This is a genomic window from Pseudomonas plecoglossicida NBRC 103162 = DSM 15088 (genome assembly GCF_000730665.1).
In the GTDB taxonomy this organism is placed as follows: Bacteria; Pseudomonadota; Gammaproteobacteria; order Pseudomonadales; family Pseudomonadaceae; genus Aquipseudomonas; species Aquipseudomonas plecoglossicida.
On the sequence record NZ_BBIV01000018.1, the window covers coordinates 15,761 to 33,314 of the forward strand.

The 17,554-nt window shown below is 64.7% G+C and carries 18 protein-coding genes; 6 read left to right on the forward strand and 12 right to left on the reverse strand.

Annotated features, from left to right (window positions below):
* Positions 1-21 precede the first annotated feature (21 nt).
* A complete protein-coding gene (locus tag PPL01S_RS12540; RefSeq protein ID WP_016392025.1) occupies positions 22-339 on the forward strand; it encodes a hypothetical protein in 318 nt (105 codons plus the stop codon).
* A gap of 48 nt (positions 340-387) precedes the next feature.
* Here PPL01S_RS12540 and PPL01S_RS12545 read toward each other — a convergent pair whose 3' ends face one another.
* Complete coding sequence (locus PPL01S_RS12545) at positions 388-600, reverse strand: PLDc N-terminal domain-containing protein (RefSeq protein ID WP_016392026.1); 213 nt, start codon at positions 598-600, stop codon at positions 388-390.
* Between the two features lie 303 nt (positions 601-903).
* Between PPL01S_RS12545 and PPL01S_RS12550 the strand changes: the two genes are divergently transcribed.
* Positions 904-1,911, forward strand: a complete 1,008-nt coding sequence (locus PPL01S_RS12550; RefSeq protein WP_016392027.1) for a GlxA family transcriptional regulator — start codon at positions 904-906, stop codon at positions 1,909-1,911.
* Positions 1,912-1,918: 7 nt separating this feature from the next.
* Here PPL01S_RS12550 and PPL01S_RS12555 read toward each other — a convergent pair whose 3' ends face one another.
* The 4 genes from PPL01S_RS12555 to quiC form a co-directional block, all read right to left on the reverse strand.
* Positions 1,919-2,590, reverse strand: coding sequence for a TetR/AcrR family transcriptional regulator (locus tag PPL01S_RS12555; RefSeq protein ID WP_016392028.1), 672 nt, complete (start codon positions 2,588-2,590; stop codon positions 1,919-1,921).
* A 121-nt stretch (positions 2,591-2,711) separates the two neighbouring features.
* Positions 2,712-2,939, reverse strand: coding sequence for a YMGG-like glycine zipper-containing protein (locus PPL01S_RS12560; RefSeq protein ID WP_016392029.1), 228 nt, complete (start codon positions 2,937-2,939; stop codon positions 2,712-2,714).
* An 11-nt stretch (positions 2,940-2,950) separates the two neighbouring features.
* Positions 2,951-3,331 carry a hypothetical protein gene (locus PPL01S_RS12565; RefSeq protein WP_081663483.1) on the reverse strand — a complete coding sequence of 127 codons (381 nt, stop codon included), beginning with the start codon at positions 3,329-3,331 and terminating at the stop codon, positions 2,951-2,953.
* 187 nt (positions 3,332-3,518) lie between these two features.
* On the reverse strand, positions 3,519-5,426 hold the full coding sequence (quiC, locus tag PPL01S_RS12570; RefSeq protein WP_016392031.1) for a 3-dehydroshikimate dehydratase QuiC: 1,908 nt from the start codon (positions 5,424-5,426) through the stop codon (positions 3,519-3,521).
* A gap of 368 nt (positions 5,427-5,794) precedes the next feature.
* Here quiC and PPL01S_RS12575 point away from each other — a divergent pair, with 368 nt between their 5' ends.
* On the forward strand, positions 5,795-7,168 hold the full coding sequence (locus PPL01S_RS12575; RefSeq protein WP_028625570.1) for an MFS transporter: 1,374 nt from the start codon (positions 5,795-5,797) through the stop codon (positions 7,166-7,168).
* Between the two features lie 103 nt (positions 7,169-7,271).
* Here PPL01S_RS12575 and PPL01S_RS12580 read toward each other — a convergent pair whose 3' ends face one another.
* The 5 genes from PPL01S_RS12580 to PPL01S_RS12600 form a co-directional block, all read right to left on the reverse strand.
* On the reverse strand, positions 7,272-8,684 hold the full coding sequence (locus PPL01S_RS12580; RefSeq protein ID WP_016392033.1) for a DOPA decarboxylase: 1,413 nt from the start codon (positions 8,682-8,684) through the stop codon (positions 7,272-7,274).
* Positions 8,685-8,861: 177 nt separating this feature from the next.
* The gene (locus PPL01S_RS12585) at positions 8,862-9,806 is read right to left on the reverse strand and encodes a LysR family transcriptional regulator (protein WP_028625571.1); all 945 of its coding nucleotides are present in this window, start codon (positions 9,804-9,806) and stop codon (positions 8,862-8,864) included.
* A gap of 131 nt (positions 9,807-9,937) precedes the next feature.
* Positions 9,938-10,648 (reverse strand): YebC/PmpR family DNA-binding transcriptional regulator, encoded by a 711-nt coding sequence (locus tag PPL01S_RS12590; protein WP_016392035.1) that lies wholly within the window; start codon positions 10,646-10,648, stop codon positions 9,938-9,940.
* Between the two features lie 95 nt (positions 10,649-10,743).
* Entirely contained in the window at positions 10,744-12,135 is a 1,392-nt protein-coding gene (locus tag PPL01S_RS12595) for an FAD-dependent oxidoreductase (protein WP_016392036.1), read from the reverse strand.
* Positions 12,136-12,149: 14 nt separating this feature from the next.
* Positions 12,150-13,466 carry an MFS transporter gene (locus PPL01S_RS12600; RefSeq protein WP_016392037.1) on the reverse strand — a complete coding sequence of 439 codons (1,317 nt, stop codon included), beginning with the start codon at positions 13,464-13,466 and terminating at the stop codon, positions 12,150-12,152.
* Between the two features lie 244 nt (positions 13,467-13,710).
* On the opposite strand from PPL01S_RS12600, the gene PPL01S_RS12605 reads away from it, so the two are divergent.
* Positions 13,711-14,580 (forward strand): LysR substrate-binding domain-containing protein, encoded by an 870-nt coding sequence (locus PPL01S_RS12605; protein WP_016392038.1) that lies wholly within the window; start codon positions 13,711-13,713, stop codon positions 14,578-14,580.
* A gap of 75 nt (positions 14,581-14,655) precedes the next feature.
* Positions 14,656-15,021, forward strand: a complete 366-nt coding sequence (locus PPL01S_RS12610; protein WP_028625572.1) for a DUF2784 domain-containing protein — start codon at positions 14,656-14,658, stop codon at positions 15,019-15,021.
* On the opposite strand, the gene tam is transcribed toward PPL01S_RS12610, so the two are convergent.
* Positions 15,018-15,794, reverse strand: a complete 777-nt coding sequence (gene tam, locus PPL01S_RS12615) for a trans-aconitate 2-methyltransferase (protein WP_016392040.1) — start codon at positions 15,792-15,794, stop codon at positions 15,018-15,020. The genes PPL01S_RS12610 and tam overlap by 4 nt on opposite strands.
* Before the next feature lie 111 nt (positions 15,795-15,905).
* Between tam and PPL01S_RS12620 the strand changes: the two genes are divergently transcribed.
* Positions 15,906-16,085 carry a hypothetical protein gene (locus PPL01S_RS12620; RefSeq protein ID WP_028625573.1) on the forward strand — a complete coding sequence of 60 codons (180 nt, stop codon included), beginning with the start codon at positions 15,906-15,908 and terminating at the stop codon, positions 16,083-16,085.
* A gap of 3 nt (positions 16,086-16,088) precedes the next feature.
* On the opposite strand, the gene PPL01S_RS12625 is transcribed toward PPL01S_RS12620, so the two are convergent.
* A complete protein-coding gene (locus PPL01S_RS12625) occupies positions 16,089-17,498 on the reverse strand; it encodes an amino acid permease (RefSeq protein ID WP_016392042.1) in 1,410 nt (469 codons plus the stop codon).
* Positions 17,499-17,554 lie beyond the last annotated feature (56 nt).

Consider the following 17,554-nt stretch of genomic DNA (forward strand, 5'->3'; position numbering starts at 1 on the left):
GTCCGCATCAAGGAGATGCCCATGACCCAGCATCATTTCCAGCTCGCCTACACCATCAAGCCCCGCAGCGATGACGACGAGGGCGCGGCCGCGCAAGCCCGCCTGCACCTGCGTGAGATCGGTTGGGATCCGCTGCCGCAGATCGAGACTACCTTGCTCGGTGAGGTCCACCTGTACCACAGCACCATCCACGACCGCATCGATGAAGCCCAACGCCAAATTCGCGGCCGCATCCACGAAGAGCTCAAGGGCTTGAAGGCCCTCACCCGGGTCAAGTTCTACGGCAGCCTGATGGTCGACGGCCTCGGGCCCGCCATCCGCTTCAGCATCCTCGCCTGACCACTGCTTGGCGCATCAGGCGCACGGCGCGCCTGATGCGCGATGGCTTCATTTTTCCTGCAGCACTGCCCTGCCCTTCACCGCACGCGGGCCACGCCAGGCCCAGAACAGCAGCCCCGGAACGGGTGCGTAGACGACGAAGACAACCCACAGCATCTTGCGCTCGGCACTCCGGTCGCTGCCGATGATGTGCCAGATGGCGAAGATCTCCAGTGCGATGACCACGGCTGCGACGATGATCCAGACCGTTCCGATTTCCATGAGCACTCTCCCGTTGGCATGTAAGGGGTTGGGTAGCTGCCAGAGGTGAGGGTTCAGTTGGATTTTGGTTGATGGGGGTATGGTTTGGGCTTGAGTAGGTCATGAAGGTGTTCGCCGATGGAGATCTTGCGCCTGTGAGATCGCGCGCCGCGCGGGCGGCGCTCGATCTCATGGGCGCCGAAAATCCACCGACAAACCCAGTTGCCTCCACCCGACCTCGAATGCGACACCGCCACCTGGGCGATTGTCTTTCCCACGGCCACCCGCCACACTCTGCAAGCCAGCCAGGAAGCGGAGTCCAGAGTGCCCACCCCACGCCAGTTCAGCAAGAAGACCAGCACCAGCAACATGCTGCGGCTCAAGTCAGCCGCCGACAGCCCCCAGGCCCCCTACCGGGTCGACTTCGTGTTGCTCGAGCACTTCTCCATGGCCAGTTTCACCGTGGCCATGGACGTGCTGGTCACCGCCAACCTGCTGCGCGCCGACAGCTTCCGCTTCACCCCGTTGTCGCTGGACGGCGACCGCGTGCTGAGCGACCTGGGCCTGGAACTGGTGGCCACCGAGCTGTCGGCCAAGGAAACCCGAGAGCTCGACCTGCTGATCGTCTGCGGCGGCCTGCGTACCCCACTCAAATACCCGGAGCTCGACCGCCTGCTGGGTGACTGCGCCGGCCACGGCATGGCGTTGGCCGGGCTGTGGAATGGGGCGTGGTTCCTCGGCCGTGCCGGGGTGCTCGATGACTACGGCTGCAGTATCCACCCCGAGCAACGCGCCAGCCTTTCCGAGCGCAGCCCGCAAACGCGCATCACCCCCGCCAGCTTTACCCTCGACCGCGACCGCCTCACTGCCGCCAGCCCCAATGGCGCCATGGAACTCATGCTCGGGCTGGTGCGCCGCTTGTATGGGGATGGACTGGCCGAAGGCGTCGAGGAAATCCTGTCGTTTTCCGGCGCGCGCTACCGCCAGGTAGGGCCTGGGGCGAAGAAGTCCATGAGCCTGCACCTGCGCACCATCGTCGAGCTGATGGAGAACAACCTCGAAGAAACCCTCAGCCTCGACCAGCTGGCCGCCTACAGCGGCCGCTCGCGGCGCCAGATCGACCGCCTGTTCCAGGCCCAGCTCGGCACTTCGCCGCGGCGCTACTACATGGAGCTGCGCATCACCAAGAGCCGCCGCCTGCTGCAGTACTCGGACCTGTCGGTGATGGAGGTGGCGGTGGCCTGCGGCTTCGTCTCGGTGTCGCACTTCAGCAAGTGCTACGCGGCCTACTTCGGCTACCCGCCGTCGCGCGAGCAACGGCTGGGCGAGTGAGCACGGCTCAGGCGCGCAGGTAGCGCAACACCACATCGCAGATCATCGCCTTGTGGCGCTGCTTGACCTGCTCGTCGGACATGTCGATGTCGAAGATGTGACCGAAGGTGTGGCGGTTGGAGACCCGATAGAAGCAGAACGAGCTCATCAGCATGTGCAGGTCGATGACCTCGATACCGGAGCGGAACACCCCTTCGGCCACACCGCGCTCCAGGGTTTTTTCCAGCGCCTTCACCACCAGGCTGCTCATCTCGCGAATGACCGGCGACTTCTTCACATACTCGCCGTAGTGGATGTTCTCGGTGCAGACCATGCGCACGAAGTCGACGTTGCGATCATGGTGGTCGAAGGTGAATTCGGCCAGGCGCTGGATCGCCACCTCCGCTGGCAGCGACTCCAGGTCCAGGCCGTGCTCGGTCTTGCGGATATCGCCGTAGAGCTTGACCAGGCACTCGACATACAGCTGCTCCTTGCTGCCGAAGTAGTAGTAGATCATGCGCTTGGAGGTGGCCGTGCGCTCGGCGATGGCGTCCACCCGCGCGCCGGCCAGGCCTTGCTGGACGAACTCATTGATGGCGGCCTGAAGGATGTCCTCGCGGGTTTTCTCGGGGTTGTTCTTGCGCGACTTGCGCGCCCCCTCGATCTCAGGCTGGCCGAGGTGGACTACGGGATTGCTCATAGCGGCTCACGGGCTGTCTGTTGGAATAGCTGGGGATTATCCGTGAGCGAGCCGGTGCAGGGAAGCGCGCTGTTGGTCGGGTGATCAGGAATGGGGCGAGTGCCTCACACCCGACGCGGGCTCACTTCTGCTGCCTGCTGCCCCTGATATTGCCGACAACCCCACCCGCGACGGCGCCGACCGCTGCGCCTGTCCATCCGCTGCCTCCGGCGATCGCGGCAATCCCCGCGCCGGCTGCGGCACCGATGGCCGCACCGCTCACTGTCCCTTGCTGCTGGGCGCTCATCGACGTGCAGCCCATCGCACTCGCTGCGGTGAGGGCCAGGGCAAAGCATTGCAACCGGTTCATGTTCACCTCCGCTACTTGTTCTGCTTCAGGCCGGGTTGCACCATCTCGAACCAGATGGTCTCGATGACGGGCCGTTTGACCTGCTCGGGATGGGCGGCGTACCACTGGTTGAGCTTTTCGCGGACGGTGTCGAGCGTCTGGCCCTTCAAGCCTCGGCCGAAACGTGGAATCAGGCTTTGCTCATCGGAGGGCGGTTTCGCCCCGTAGTAGGCCGCCTCTACCTCGTAGGCGTTGGCGATGCCGATGAGATAGACCTTCTTGAGCTGCTCGGACGACTGCATCCATTGCTCGCCGGTAATCATCGCAACCCCTTCGGCGCGGGCCATGCCCGATGCCGTGAGCAGGGCCATCCACACCACGCCTGCCAACGTGCCCCATCGCAATGCTCTCATCGTCTGCCCTCCTCGCCAGGATGAACCTCGACAACTGCACACTCGGACCTTCAGACAAGTTTAGATTCCTCGATGAAAGCTGCGATGTTTTTGCTACCTGCCGCTCGATAACGACCAAGGCGCTGAATGCCCTTCTGAGTGGACTGGCCTCATCGCTGGCTTGCCAGCGATAGGGCCCTACAGCCGACTACAAAACCGGCTTGCGCACCGCCCCACTGCGTCGCTTGGCCATCGCCGCCAGACGCACCGCCACGTTCGCCGCGCCGTATCCGGTATACCCCGCCTTGCGCTGGATGATCTCGAAGAAGAACCGCTCTTCGAACGGCTCGGTGTAGACGTGGAACAACTCTCCGCCCTGGGCATCACGGTCATACAGCACGTTGTAATACGCCAGCTCGCTGAGAAACTCGTCGTCGAAATCGAACCGTGCCGCCAGATCGTCGTAGTAGTTCAACGGAATTTCCAGCAGCGGCACGCCGGCCTCCTTCGCCCGCGCCACTTCACGGAAGATATCCGCACAATCGAAGGCAATATGGTGCACCCCCGAGCCGCGGTAACTGGACAAGGCGTGGGCAATCGCGGTGTTGCGGTTCTCCGAGATGTTCAACGGCAGGCGCAGGCTGCCGCACTGGCTGCGCAGCGCGCGGCTCTTGACCAGGCCGTAGGGATCGGGGAGCACCACCTCATCGTCGGCGGCGAAGTCGAACAGGCTCTTGTAGAACAGCACCCAGCTGTCCAGCGATTCGGCAGGCAGTGCCAGGGCCATGTGGTCGATGCGCTGCAGGCCACCGCTGGCAGTGATGGCCGGGTCCAGACGGAAATCGGTGTCGTACAGCGACGGGCCCTGGGCGCCCTGCTCCACCAGGTAGATCAGGCTGCCATCTGGCGCTCGGACGGCGGGCACTTCGCACTCGTTAGGGCCGACCAGGCCGCGAAACGGCTGGCCACGAAAGTCGGTGGCGCGCTGCAGCGCGGTCTGTTCGTCTTTGACCCGCAACGCTGTGGCGCACAGGGACGGGCCATGGGCTTCGAAGAAGTTGTGGCCGAACGAGTAAGGCTCGGCATTGAGCACGATGTTGATGTCGTTCTGGCGCAGCAGGCGCACATCCTTGCTGCGGTGCTTGCCGGCTTCGGCAAAGCCCAGGCGCTTGAGCCAGCTGCCCAGGCGGGCGCCGACGGCTTCATCCACTGCAAATTCGAGGAACTCCACGCCGTCATAGGCGCTGGCTGCCGGCGGGGTGAACAGCACGCCCGGCTCGATGGCAGTACCTTCCTGCTCCAGTCGCAAACGCGTCTGTTCTTCCAGGTACAGCAGCGAACGCAAACCATCGGCGGCGTTCTGCCGTGGCGGCGCTGCGCGGAAACCGTCATTGAAGATTTCCAGCGACAATGGCCCGCGATAGCCCGTGGCAAGGATCGGCGCAAGAAAACCGGCCAGGTCCATTTCGCCCTGCCCCGGGAAGCACCGGAAGTGGCGGCTCCACTCCAGCACATCCATGTTCAGGATCGGCGCGTCGGCCATCTGCACGAAGAAGATCTTGTCGCCCGGTATCTCGCCGATCGCAGCCGGGTCGCCCTTGAGCGACAAGGTATGGAAACTGTCGAGGATCACCCCCAGCGCCGGGTGGTCGGCCTGACGCACCAGGTTCCACGCCTGCTGGTAGGTGTTGACGTGACGGCCCCAGGCCAGTGCCTCATAGCCGATGCGCAGGCCGCGCCGGCCAGCATGCTCGGCCAGCAGGCGCAGGTCGTCCACCAGCAACTGTTGTTCACCCGATGCGTCGGCCTGGACGTTGCTGCACACCAGGACCAGGTCGGTGCCCAGCTCGTGCATCAGGTCGAACTTGCGCTCGGCGCGGTCAAGGTTCTTCTGCAGGCGCTCGCGACGGCAGCCTTCGAAATCACGAAAGGGCTGGAACAAGGTGATGGCGATGCCGAGATCGGCGCACATCTGCCGCACTTCACGCGGGCTGCCGGCGTAATAGAGCAAGTCGTTCTCGAAGATCTCGACGCCGTCGAAACCGGCGGCGGCGATGGCTTCGAGCTTTTCCGGCAGGGTGCCGCTCAAGGACACGGTGGCTATCGAACGCTGCATGGGGGAGTTCCTTGTTATTGGGCTACGGGGCTGGAAGTGCGGGCTTCTGATCAGGCCCTATCGCCGGCAAGCCGGCTCTCACAGGGATTGCACAGACCTCTGTGGGAGCCGGCTTGCCGGCGATAGGGCCAGTCGAGCCTCTACAGCACCCGACTTCCTGGCACCGTCGATTATTCGCGGGTAAAGTCGCCCCTTCAATCACTTTGTACGGAACGGTTAGTTTTGCGTTCGATTATCGCACAAAACCCGTTTCAACGAATTGATTCGCCCCACCCCCTGGGCAAACATCAACCCAGCGCGCACACCCACACTCCCGAAATAACCCCACGTTCGACGTGCGGGAACCAACAAGAACAACGGAGATACCCATGGCCCACTCAAGCTCTCAAGCCAGGAAAGCGACCGCCAGCGGATGGATAGGCTCGGCACTCGAGTACTACGATTTCTTCATCTATGCCCAGGCCGCGGCACTGATCTTCCCGCAGATCTTCTTTCCCAACACCGACCCGAAAATGGCCATCATCGCCTCCCTGGCCACCTACGGTGTCGGCTACCTGGCACGCCCTGTCGGCGCCTTCGTGCTGGGCCACTGGGGAGACACCCGCGGGCGCAAGAATGTCCTGCTGCTGTGCATGTTCCTGATGGGCCTGTCGACCATGGCTGTCGGCCTGCTGCCCACCTACCACGACAGCGGTATCCTCGCCCCGGCCTTGCTGGTGGTGCTGCGGCTGATCCAGGGCTTTGCCGTGGCCGGCGAGATCTCCGGGGCCAGTTCGATGATCATGGAGCATGCCCCGTTCGGACGCCGCGGTTATTACGCCAGCTTCACCCTGCAGGGCGTGCAGGCCGGTCAGGTGCTGGCGGCAGCGGTGTTCCTGCCGCTGGCCTACTTCATGCCCAGCGAGGCGTTCAACGAGTGGGGCTGGCGAATTCCGTTCCTGATGAGCGCCATGGTACTGATCGCAGGCTTCATCATCCGCAAGGAAGTGCATGAGACGCCGGCATTCGTGAAGGAAGAGAAGCAGGACAAGGTGGCCAAGTCGCCCATCAGCGAGGCGTTCCGCCACAGCTGGAAGCACATGGTGCTGGTGATGTTCATGGCCCTGATGAACGTGATCCCGGTGGTGGCCACCATCTTCGGCGCGGCCTATGCGGTACAGCCTGCCTACGGCATCGGCTTCGACAAGAGCGTGTACCTGTGGATCCCGGTGGTGGGCAACATTGTCGCGGTGCTGGTGATTCCCTTCGTCGGCAACCTGTCCGACAAGATCGGCCGTCGCCCGACCATGATCGCCGGTTGCCTGGGCTCGGGCCTGCTGGCGTTCGTCTACCTGTATGCGATCAGCATCCAGAACGTGCCGCTGGCCTTTGCTGCCTCGATCCTGATGTGGGGCATGGTCTACCAGGGTTACAACGCGGTGTTCCCCAGCTTCTATCCGGAGCTGTTCCAGACCCGCTACCGGGTGTCGGCCATGGCCATCGCGCAGAACGTCGGCACCATGCTGACGGCCATGCTGCCGGCACTGTTCGCCCTGGTGGCGCCGCCGGGTTCGGACAACATTCCGCTGGTGATTGGTGGGCTGGCGTTCTTCATTACCTGCCTGTGTGCGCTGGCGGCGTACATTGCGCCGGAGACGCATCGGTTGGCGATGGAAGATCTGGGCAATCCACAGGCCAGGCCGATGGAGAAGGCCGCTTTCGAGCAGAGCCGCAAGGGTGGCTTGCAGCCGGTGAGCAGCTGACAGATCGTATGGGGCTGCTTTGCAGCCCAATCGCCGGCAAGCCGGCTCCCACAGGTACGTTCCATGTGGGAGCCGGCTTGCCGGCGATCGGGCCGCAACGATTTCAGCCTTTGACAACCTGCTGCAAGCGCGCCCACAGCTTCTCGACATGCTCACGCTCGGTCGGCAACGCTCCCACCGACACCCGTACCATCCAGCGCCCCTCCAGGGTCGCCGGCGTCACGTAAGCCTCTCCGGACGCATTCAGCCGCTCGGCCCAGGCCTTGGTATGCGCATCCAGCGCGTCCCCTTCCAACCCCGCTGGCCTGTGGACAAGGCACAAGGTCTGCAACTGCACCGGCGCCAGCAACGCCCACTCCCCCGCCGCCTGCACCTGCTCGGCCAGCCAGCGCGCATTGTCCAGGTCCCGCCGCAAACGCTGCTGCAGCGCCTCGACACCCTCGCTGCGCAACATGAACCACAGTTTCAACGCACGGAACCGGCGCCCCAGCGCAATGCCCCAGTCGCGCAGGTTCTTCACCTCGCCATCGACCGCTGACTGCAGGTAACTGGGGTTGGTGCTCATCACCCGGATCAGGTGCTGCGGGTCGCGTACGTAATAAATCGAGCAGTCGAACGCCACCCCGAGCCACTTGTGCGCATTGACCACCACCGAATCGGCCAGCTCGATGCCGTCCCACATCCAGCGGCATTCCGGCAGGATCATCGCCGAGCCGGCCATGGCCGAGTCGACGTGCAACCACAAGCCCCTGGCCTGGGCAATCTCGCCGATGGCACGTAAAGGGTCCAGCGCGGTGGTCGTCGTGGTACCGGTCGTGGCGACCACCGCGCAAGGTTGGTTACCAGCGGCCAGGTCCTGCTCGATGGCCGCCTGCAGGGCATCGGGACGCATGGCGAACTGCGCGTCGGTGGCGATCAGGCGGATGTTGGCGCGGCCAAAGCCTGCCAGCAGCGCAGCCTTGTCCACCGAGCTGTGGGCATGGGCGCTGACATAGACGATCAAGGGCTTGGCTTCGGCCTGCAGGCCGCCACGCACCAGGGCATAGTCGCTGGCACGTTCACGGGCACAGATCAGCGCGACCAGGGTACTGGTGGAGGCCGTGTCCTGGATCACCCCGCTCCACTGCGCCGACAGGCCGAGCAACTGACGCAACCAGTCGAGGGTGGTTTCCTCGAGCTCGCTCAGCGCCGGGCTCGATTGCCACGACAGGCCGAGCACACCGAGGCCGGTGCTGAGGAAGTCGCCCAGTACCGACGACAGCGTGCCATTGGACGGGAAGTAGCCGTAGAAATCCGGGTGCTGCCAGTGCGACAGGCCGGGCATGACCAACTGGTTGACGTCATCGAGGATCGCTTCGAACGGCTCACCCTGCTGCGGGGCGGCGGCCGGCAGGGCAGATTTGAGGTAGCCGGGCTCGACCTGGGCCATGACCGGGCGCTCGCCGACGGTCTGGCGGTAGTCGGCGATCAGGTCGATCAGTTGGTGGCCGTACTGGCGGAATTGTTCGGGGGTCATGGGGGCTCCTGGGGATGTTTTGCTGGCTGCACCGGCCTCATCGCCGGCAAGCCGGCTCCCACGAGGATCGTGAACTGTGGGAGCCGGCTTGCCGGCGACAGGGCCCGTGCAGACAACTCAATGCCCCAAGTCTAGGCGCCCGCCCCTGCATGAATACCCCCGCTTCATGCATACCTGCTATGGCAGATCCGCATGCCCGCCTTGCACACCGAACTGCGACTGGCGCCACAACTCGAACACCCGCTTGCGCAGCCAGCGGTGCTCGGCCGACGCCTGCAAGCGCTGATGCCATACCACCCAGTAGCGCTGGGTATGCTCGACGAACCCCAGCGGCCGCCAGGCCAATGGATGCAGGCGACACAGCTGGCGGGCGATGTGCTCGGGCACGGTCGCCAGTGCCTGGCTGTTGCCGATGACCTGCACCGTGGCCGAGAAGAACGGCACTTCCAGGCTGACCCGACGTTGCAGGCCCTGGGCGCGCAAATGGCGGTCGATGAAACTGTCCTTGTCGCCACCACCGGAGATGCGCACGTGCTTGAACGCCAGGTAGTCGTCCTGGCTCAGCGCCTCGCTGGCCGCCAGTGGATGATCGCGGCGCATCAGGCACACCGCGCGGTCTTCACCGAGCAGGCGACCGTGCAGGTTGGCGGGCGATTCGTCGAACAGCGTGGTGGCCAGGTCGATCTCGCCCCTGGCGAGCAAAGCGTACTGGCCCGCCTGCCAGGTTCGGTAGTCGATGGACACACCGGGGGCTTCCTGCTCAAGCGCAGCCACCAGCAGCGGCAGCATGTGTTCGGCAACATAGTCGGAAGCGGCAAGGCAGAAACGTCGTTCGCAGCGGGCTGGGTCGAACGCTGCAGGTTGGCGCAGGGCCTGGAGTTCCTCGAGCACCTGGCGCAGGGGTTCGACCAGGGAGTCGGCGTGTTCGCTGAGGACATAGCCGCGGCCTTGGCGCACCAGCAACGGGTCGTCGAAAGCTTCGCGCAGGTGGGCCAGCTGACGACTCAGGGCCGATTGGCTGACGTCCAGGCGAACGGCGGCGTGGCTGAGGTTCTTGAGCTGCAGGAGGCAGTCGAGGGTGCGCAGGTGGGCGAGGCTGAGGGAGGCGAAGGTTGGGTTCATGCAGGGGTCCCTTGGTTGCCTGTACGGGCCCAATCGCCGGCAAGCCGGCTCCCACAGGGTTCGTTGGCGACTTCACGAACCCTGTGGGAGCCGGCTTGCCGGCGATCGGGCCGCAAAGCGGCCCCGATCGTTTACTCGGTCAACCCGACGTAGACGTTCTGCACGTCTTCGTTCTCGTCGATCGCCTCGAGGAACGCCTCTACCTCGGCCAATGCCTCGGCGCTCAGGCTGGCAGCGCTGACCGGATTCTTCGGGGTATAGCCGATCTTCGCCGAAACAACGGTGAAACCCTGCTCCGGCAGCGCCTTCTGCACGGCATCCAGATCGGTGGTGTCGGTGATGAACAGGGTCGAGCCTTCTTCCTCACCGTCCTCGAAGTCCTGGGCACCGGCTTCGATGGCGGCCATTTCCGGGTCGGCGTCGCCTTCCGGGGTCGCTTCGATCAGGCCGACATGGTTGAAGTCCCACGCCACCGAACCGCTGGCGCCCAGCTGGCCCTTGCGGAACAGCACGCGGATCTGTGCCACGGTGCGGTTGATGTTGTCGGTCAGGCACTCGACGATCAGTGGCACCTGGTGCGGGGCGAACCCTTCGTAGCTGACGGCATGGTACTGCACGGCCTCGCCGTCCAGGCCAGCACCTTTCTTGATCGCGCGCTCCAGGGTCTCGCGGGTCATCGAGGCCTTCTTGGCCTGGGCGATGGCCAGGCGCAGACGCGGGTTCATGTCCGGGTCAGCGCCGGACTTGGCAGCGATCTGGATTTCCTTGGCCAGCTTGCCCATGATCTTGCCCTTGGCGTTGGCAGCTGTTTCTCTATGTTTGGCTTTCCACTGTGCGCCCATGTCGACTCTCTTTGTTTCAGCGGCCGGTTCAGGAAGCGACCGGCCAAAAGTGGGTGCAGTTTATACGCCCTCGGGCAGTGGATCGACAAGTAATCTCATGCTTTGTCAGCCTTGCCCGCCGCTGCGGCGAAGCGCGCCAATCGCACATCAAGGCGTCGGGGCCGCTGACCTCGGTCTTCGGCGTGCTCCTTGCGGCGGATGGCGTTGCGCACCAGCAGCGAACCCAGGTAGCGGATCGGCTCCGGCGGGAACAATCCCAGCGGCCCCTTGACCAGCGGCGAGCGCGTCCAAGGGTTGTCCAGCCCCAGCGCCAGCGATGACAGTATCTGCCCGCCCATGTGGCACGGCCCGACACCGCTGCCCGAGTAACCGAAGCCATAGAACACGTTGCCCTGCCCGTCCAGCTTGCCGAAGAACGGCAAGCCGGTCACCGAGCGGTCCGACGGGCCATTCCAGCTTGCCGCCAGCGGCACCTCGGCCAAGGCCGGGAAGAAGTCGCCGAGACTTTCGCACAGCAGCGGCCGGTACGGCGATGGCTGGTCGAACACCGGCAGCATGCGCCCGCCATAGGCGAAGGTGTTGCCACCCTTGCCAAGCATCAGGCGGCCGTCGGACGTGTTGTGGTAGTAATGCACGAAGATCCGCGAATCGAGCACGCTGATGCCATTGTTCAAGCCGATCTCGCGCAACAGTTCGGGGCACGGCTCGGTGATCACCATGTCGCTGGAGACGATCGCCACGCTGCGCTCGAACTGCGGGAACGCCCGCGCCATCCAGGCGTTCAGCCCAAGCACCACGCGGTCGGCGCGCACCGTGCCGTGGGCCGTGCGCACCTGCACCGGGGCACCGTGCTCAAGGCCAGTCATGGCCGTGCCTTCGTGAATACGCACGCCGCGCTCCAGGGCCACCCGCCGCAAGCCACGTACCAGCCGGCCCGGCTGCACCGTGGCGGCGGCAGGCGAGAACCAGCCCTCCAGGTGCCGCGCCGAGCCGGCGAGACGTTGCACTTCATCCAGTGGCAGGCGCTCGAACGAATTGATCCCCTTGCCCTGCAGCGCCGCGATCACTGCATCGGTAGCGCCCACCTGGGCCGCGTTGGTTGCGGTGTACAAGGTGCCGTCCAGGCGATAGTCGCAATCGATGCCGTTGGCCGCACAGAACTCACCGATAGCAGCGATGCTGCGCTCCGACTCACGCACCAGGCGCACCGCCTCGGCCCCCCCGAACAGGCGTTCGAGGGTAAAGTACTTGGCCGACCAGGACAGCGCGCAACCCCCGTTGCGACCACTGGCGCCAGCACCGCAGATGTCGGCTTCGATCAGCATCACGTCCAGCGCCGGAATCGCTTCCTTGAGCATCAGCGCAGTCCACAGCCCGGTGTAGCCACCGCCGACGATGCACACGTCGCAACGGGCATCGCCTTGCAGCGGCGGACACACCGCCTGTTGCTCCGAATCCAGGGCCTGTTGCAGCCAGAAGGGTCTCATTCGCTCGCTTTCCTTTAGGTACGCAGTGGCTTGATCGCCATGCTGGTATTGGGTGCCACGTCCTGGGCCTGGGGCGCGCTGGCCGGGCGGCTGTTCCAGTGCGGCAGCAGCACCAGGGCGGAGAACAGGGCACAGCCGGCGAACACGATGAACACCGTGACGCTGTCGAAGTAGCCAGGCAGCAAGCCGCCGAGCACCGCGCCCACCGAGCCGCAACCGTTGACGAAGCCCGCCGCCGTGGCGCCGGCCTTGGCCGTGCCGAAGTCGATCGCCGCCGCGCCGCTGATCATCGAGTCCGGCCCGTACAGGGTCAGGCCCATCACGAACAGCAGGCTCACCACCAGCACGATGCTGCCGCTGTGCATGGCCGCCATGAACGCCGCCAGTGTCATGGTCAGCAGCACCAGGCTGATTACGCAGGCCGGCATGCGCCGGGCGCCGAACAGCTTGTCCGAGGCCAGGCCGATCATGATCGGGCCCAGCAGCCCGGCGAGTTCGAAGGCCGTCGGGATGATTGCCGCCCCCACCTTGCCGACCGAGGGCATCTGTTCGAAGACGATCACCGGCCCCCACAGCAGGATCGCGTAGCGCGCCGGCTTGAGCAGGAAGTACGCCAGGCCCAGGGTCATCACCGTGCGGTTGCGCAGGATCTCGCGCAACGGCGCCCACACGCTGCACAGGTTGCCGGCCGGGGCCATGCTCTGCGGCTCGGGCTCCACCGCTGGCAGGCCGACATCCTCGGGCTTGTTGCGCTGCAGGAAGAAGAACAGCACCGCCACCACAGCCACCACCGCGGCGCTGGAGAAGAACGCCGCGTGCCAGGTGCCGACCAGGGTATAGGCCCACCAGCCGGCGAACGGCGAGGCAACCAGGCCGCCGAAGGCGTAGCACGAACTCCACAGCCCCAGCACCCGGCCACGTTGCGAGGACGGGAAGAAACTGCCGATGTTCTTGCACAGCCCCGCCCAGCCGGTGGACTGCGCCAGGCCCTGGATCAGCATGCAGGTGGCGAAGATCGGGAAGGTCGCGTAGCTGCCCATCACCACCGCAGCCGCCGCCGAGATCAGCAGGCCGCCGAGCACCACCACACGTGGGCCAAAGCGATCGGCGAGCATGCCCCAGGTGAACTGGCCCACGGCGTAGGCGGCCAGGTAGATACCGTCGAGGTTGGCCATGGCGGCCTTGTCGAGCATGAAGGTGGGGTCTTCGCCGATGCCGAGCTTGGCCACCGAGAAGGCTTTGCGGGTGAAGTAGAAGGCGGCGTAGGCCAGCCAGGTGATGGCAAAAATCTGCATGCGCCAACGCTTGATGGCGGCTAGGGAGTGATTCATGTGTGTCTGACCTCTTGCTCAAGTGTGCCGGCAGAATGTGAAAAAACGCCTGTCTTGTTGTTGTGTTGCGCACTGCATGACGTGGGCTCGTCATTGGTCAGATGGCGCAGGAGTGCGCGCCATGGCCCGGCAACCGCTTGTGGCGGCGGCGATGGGCTGAGGAGTATGGAAACAGCTGGTGACTGATAAATAAAATCGATTTATCGTATTTCACACATAAGCCTGGCTTGTTACTGGAGTCCTCATGTCGGTGTCCCATGCTCAACTGAAGGCGTTTCACGCGGTGGCCGTGCACGGCAGCTTCACCCGCGCCGCGCAGAAGCTGTTTCTGACCCAGCCGGCGGTGTCCGACCAGGTGCGAAAACTCGAAGAGCGCTTCGGCGTGCAGCTGTTCCAGCGCAACAAGCGCTCGGTGCAGCTGACCGACCTGGGCGAGCGCCTGCTGGGCATCAGCCAGCGGCTGTTCGCCTGCGAGGCCGAGGCCCATGAACTGCTGCAGGACTCGCGGGCCCTGCACACCGGCAGCCTGGTGCTGGCGGTGGATGCGCCGGTGCACGTGCTGCCGCAGATTGCGCGTTTCTGCCAGCGTTACCCGGGTATCCAGGTCAAGATTGAAACCGGCAATACCGACGATTCCCTGGCCCGGCTGTTCAGCTACCAGGCCGACCTGGCCTTGCTGGGGCGCGATGTCGACGATGAGCGGCTGTTCTGCGTGCCCCTGCGCCGCGATCCGATGGTGGCGTTCGTTTCGCACCACCATCCCTGGGCCAGTCGTGGGTCGATCAGCCTGGCGGACCTGGACGACACGCCGTTGGTGCTGCGCGAACCGGGGTCGGTGACCCGCCAGACCCTGGAGGAGGAAATGCAGCGCGCAGGCCTGCGGATTCGCCCGGCGATCCAGGTCGAAGGCCGTGAAGCGGCGCGCGAGGCGGTGGTGGTGGGGATTGGCGTGGGGGTGGTGTCGGCGGCGGAGTTCGGCGCCGATGCGCGGGTATGCGCGCTGCCGATCGTGGATTGCCAGCGGCACCTGACCGAGACCTTGGTATGCCTGAGAGAACAGCGTACGCGGCGGGTGGTGGCAACCTTCTTGCAGATGGTGCAGGAAGGGTTGTAGTGGCCTTGCCGGCGATGAGGCCGGTACTGCCAACACAACTATGCTGGCAATACCTCAACCCCAGGCGCACTCGCCATGCTCTTTCGCCTGACCGCCGACACCTTGGTCCTGCTGCACCTGGCCTTCATCCTGCTGGTGCTGTTGGGCGGCCTGCTGGTGCTCAAATGGCGCCCTGCGCTGTTCCTGCACCTGCCCGCCCTGGCCTGGGGCCTGGCGGTCGAAGGCCTGCACCTGGACTGCCCATTGACCGACTGGGAAAACCGCATGCGCTTTGCCGCCGGCGATGCGGGCTACCACGGCGGCTTCGTCGAGCACTACATCTGGCCGCTGATCTACCCGGCCGGGCTGACGCCGCAGATCCAGTGGCTGCTCGGCGCCATCGTGCTGGTGCTCAACCTGTGCATCTACGGCTTCGTGCTCCGGCGCTGGCGCCACCACTAGCGGGTAGCAACCAGGAACAACCGCGGGAACGGCAGCAGCACCTTGCCATCGGTGGAGGCTGGGTACTCCCGCTGCATGGCCTGCAGGTACATCTGCAGGAAGGACGCCTGCTCGCCTTCGTCCAGTTGGTTCAGGTAAGGGCGCAAGGCCGAGCCCTTGAACCACTCCACCACCGCCTCGGCCCCGCCCGCCAGGGGGTGATGGTAGGTCGTGCGCCACACATCCACCCGGGCGCACAGCGGGCTGAGCAGGTCGTAGTAGAACGCCGCCTGGTGCCGCGGCGGCAGGCTGAAGTCGGCGAACTTGTCGGCCCACGGGCCACGGCTGGCGATCTCACGCAACTGGCGGTGCGCCGGCTCGTCGAGGTTGTCCGGGGTCTGCACGGCCAGGCTGCCGCCTTCGCTCAGCTGGCGCACCAGGTGCGGGTAGAGCGCGGCGTGGTCGGGCACCCATTGCAGCGAGGCGTTGGCGAGGATCAGGTCCTGGGGTTCGGGGGCGCTCCACTGGCTGATGTCGGCGATTTCGCAACGCACCCGCGGGATGTGCAGGCGTTTGCGTTCGCGGGCCTTGTCGATCATGTCCTTGTCGCTGTCCAGGGCGGTCACCTGGGCATCCGGGCAGCGTTGCAGCAGCACTTCGGTGGAGTTGCCCGGGCCACAGCCCAGGTCGGTGGCATGGCGCACCGGACGAGGCGGTACGGCGGCAAGCAGGTCGCGCACGGCGCGGGTGCGTTCGTCTTCGAAGAGGGAATACTGGGTGGCGGACCAGGCCATGTGGGGCTCCTTTTGGCGGGCAGTGTGCTCAGCATAAGCCATCTGGCCCTATCGCCGGCAAGCCGGCGATAGGGCCGGAACTGTCTGTCTATGCTTCGAATCAGTCTCATTATGCGCATGCCCATGAAAATATCCCTGGCCCTCGCCATCCTGGCCCTGATCGCCGCCGCCGCGCTGCTCGGCTCGCCCTGGATGAACCAGCGCTTCCACATGCCCGCAGAAAAATCCCAGGCCCAACAACGCGAAACGGCCGGGTCCACAAGGGAGCCGGCCGTTTCGAACCACCACTAGCGCTTAGTGTTGCCTGGCGCTGCGAATCTGATGCACCACACCCATGGCCACTACCACAGCCGCGGCAATGCCGGTGGAGATCACCAGGATCTGGTAGTCAGGCATGAACGCCATGGTCACCAGCGCGGCGACGATGAAGGCGATCACCAGGTAGGTCAGCCACGGGAACAGCCACATCTTCAGGCGCACTTCCTTGCCTTCGGCAATCAGCTTGCGGCGCATGCGCAGCTGCGAGAAGGCGATCACCAGGTACACCAGCAGGGCGATCATGCCAGTGGTGTTCATCAGGGTGTCCAGCACGTCTTTCGGGCGCAGGGTCTCGCTGAAGTTGATCAGCGCGCAGACCACGGCCACGGCGCAGGAGCCGATGATCGCGTACACCGGTACGCCGGTGCCGGCGCGGGTCATCTTGAAGAACGACGGCGCGTCGCCACGCTGGGCCAGGGAGAACAGCATGCGCGAAGCGGTGTAGTGGCCCGAGATCAGGCAGCTGCTCACCGAGGTCAGCACCACGAAGTTCATCAGCAGCTCGGCGTAAGGCACGCCCAGCAGCTCCAGGGTACGGCGGTAGGCACCATAGCCGGAGACGCCCAGTTGCGGATCGTTCCACGGTACCAGGCAGACGATCAGGAAGATCGAACCGACATAGAACAGGCACACACGCCATACCACCGAGTTGGTCGCCTTGACGATCTGGGTGGCCGGGTCTTTCGCTTCGGAAGCGGCGATGGTGACGATCTCGGCGCCGAGGAAGGCGAACATCACCCCGAGCAACGCACCGATCACCGTGGTGATGCCATTGGGCATGAAGCCTTCGGCGGTCAGGTGGGTGATACCACGCACTTCACCGAACTGCCAGACGTTCAGTACCGCTGCGGTACACACGATCAGGAAGCAGACGATCGCAATCACCTTGATCAGCGCGAACCAGAATTCGAACTCACCGTAGTGCTTGACGTTGAAGAAGTTGACGGTGATCAGCAGCAGGGTCGTGGCCAGCACGAACACGTTGACGCTCACGTCGGGGAAGAAACCGTGCAGGATCTTGCCCGCCACATAAGCTTCCCAGGCCATCAGGATGACCCAGTACCACCAGTACAGCCAGCCGATGGTGAAACCGGCCCAACGGCCAATCGCGCGGTCGGCGTAGGTGGAGAACGAGCCGGTGTCAGGCGAGGACGTCGCCATTTCACCGAGCATGCGCATGATCAATACCACCAGGATGCCGCCGGCCAGGTAGGCCAGGACAGCAGCCGGGCCGGCGCTGTGGATCACGCTGCCGGAACCGACGAACAAGGCGCCGCCAATTACCCCGGCGATGGACATCATCGTCAGGTGGCGCGACTTGAGCGAGGCACTGAGCTTGCTCTCGTGCCCGCTTTTCGCGGTGGTGGTTGTGGATGTTGCGTCCATCAGTTGTGTACCCCGTGCTTCTTTTTATCCAAGGAAAACTGCGAGACCGCGATGGT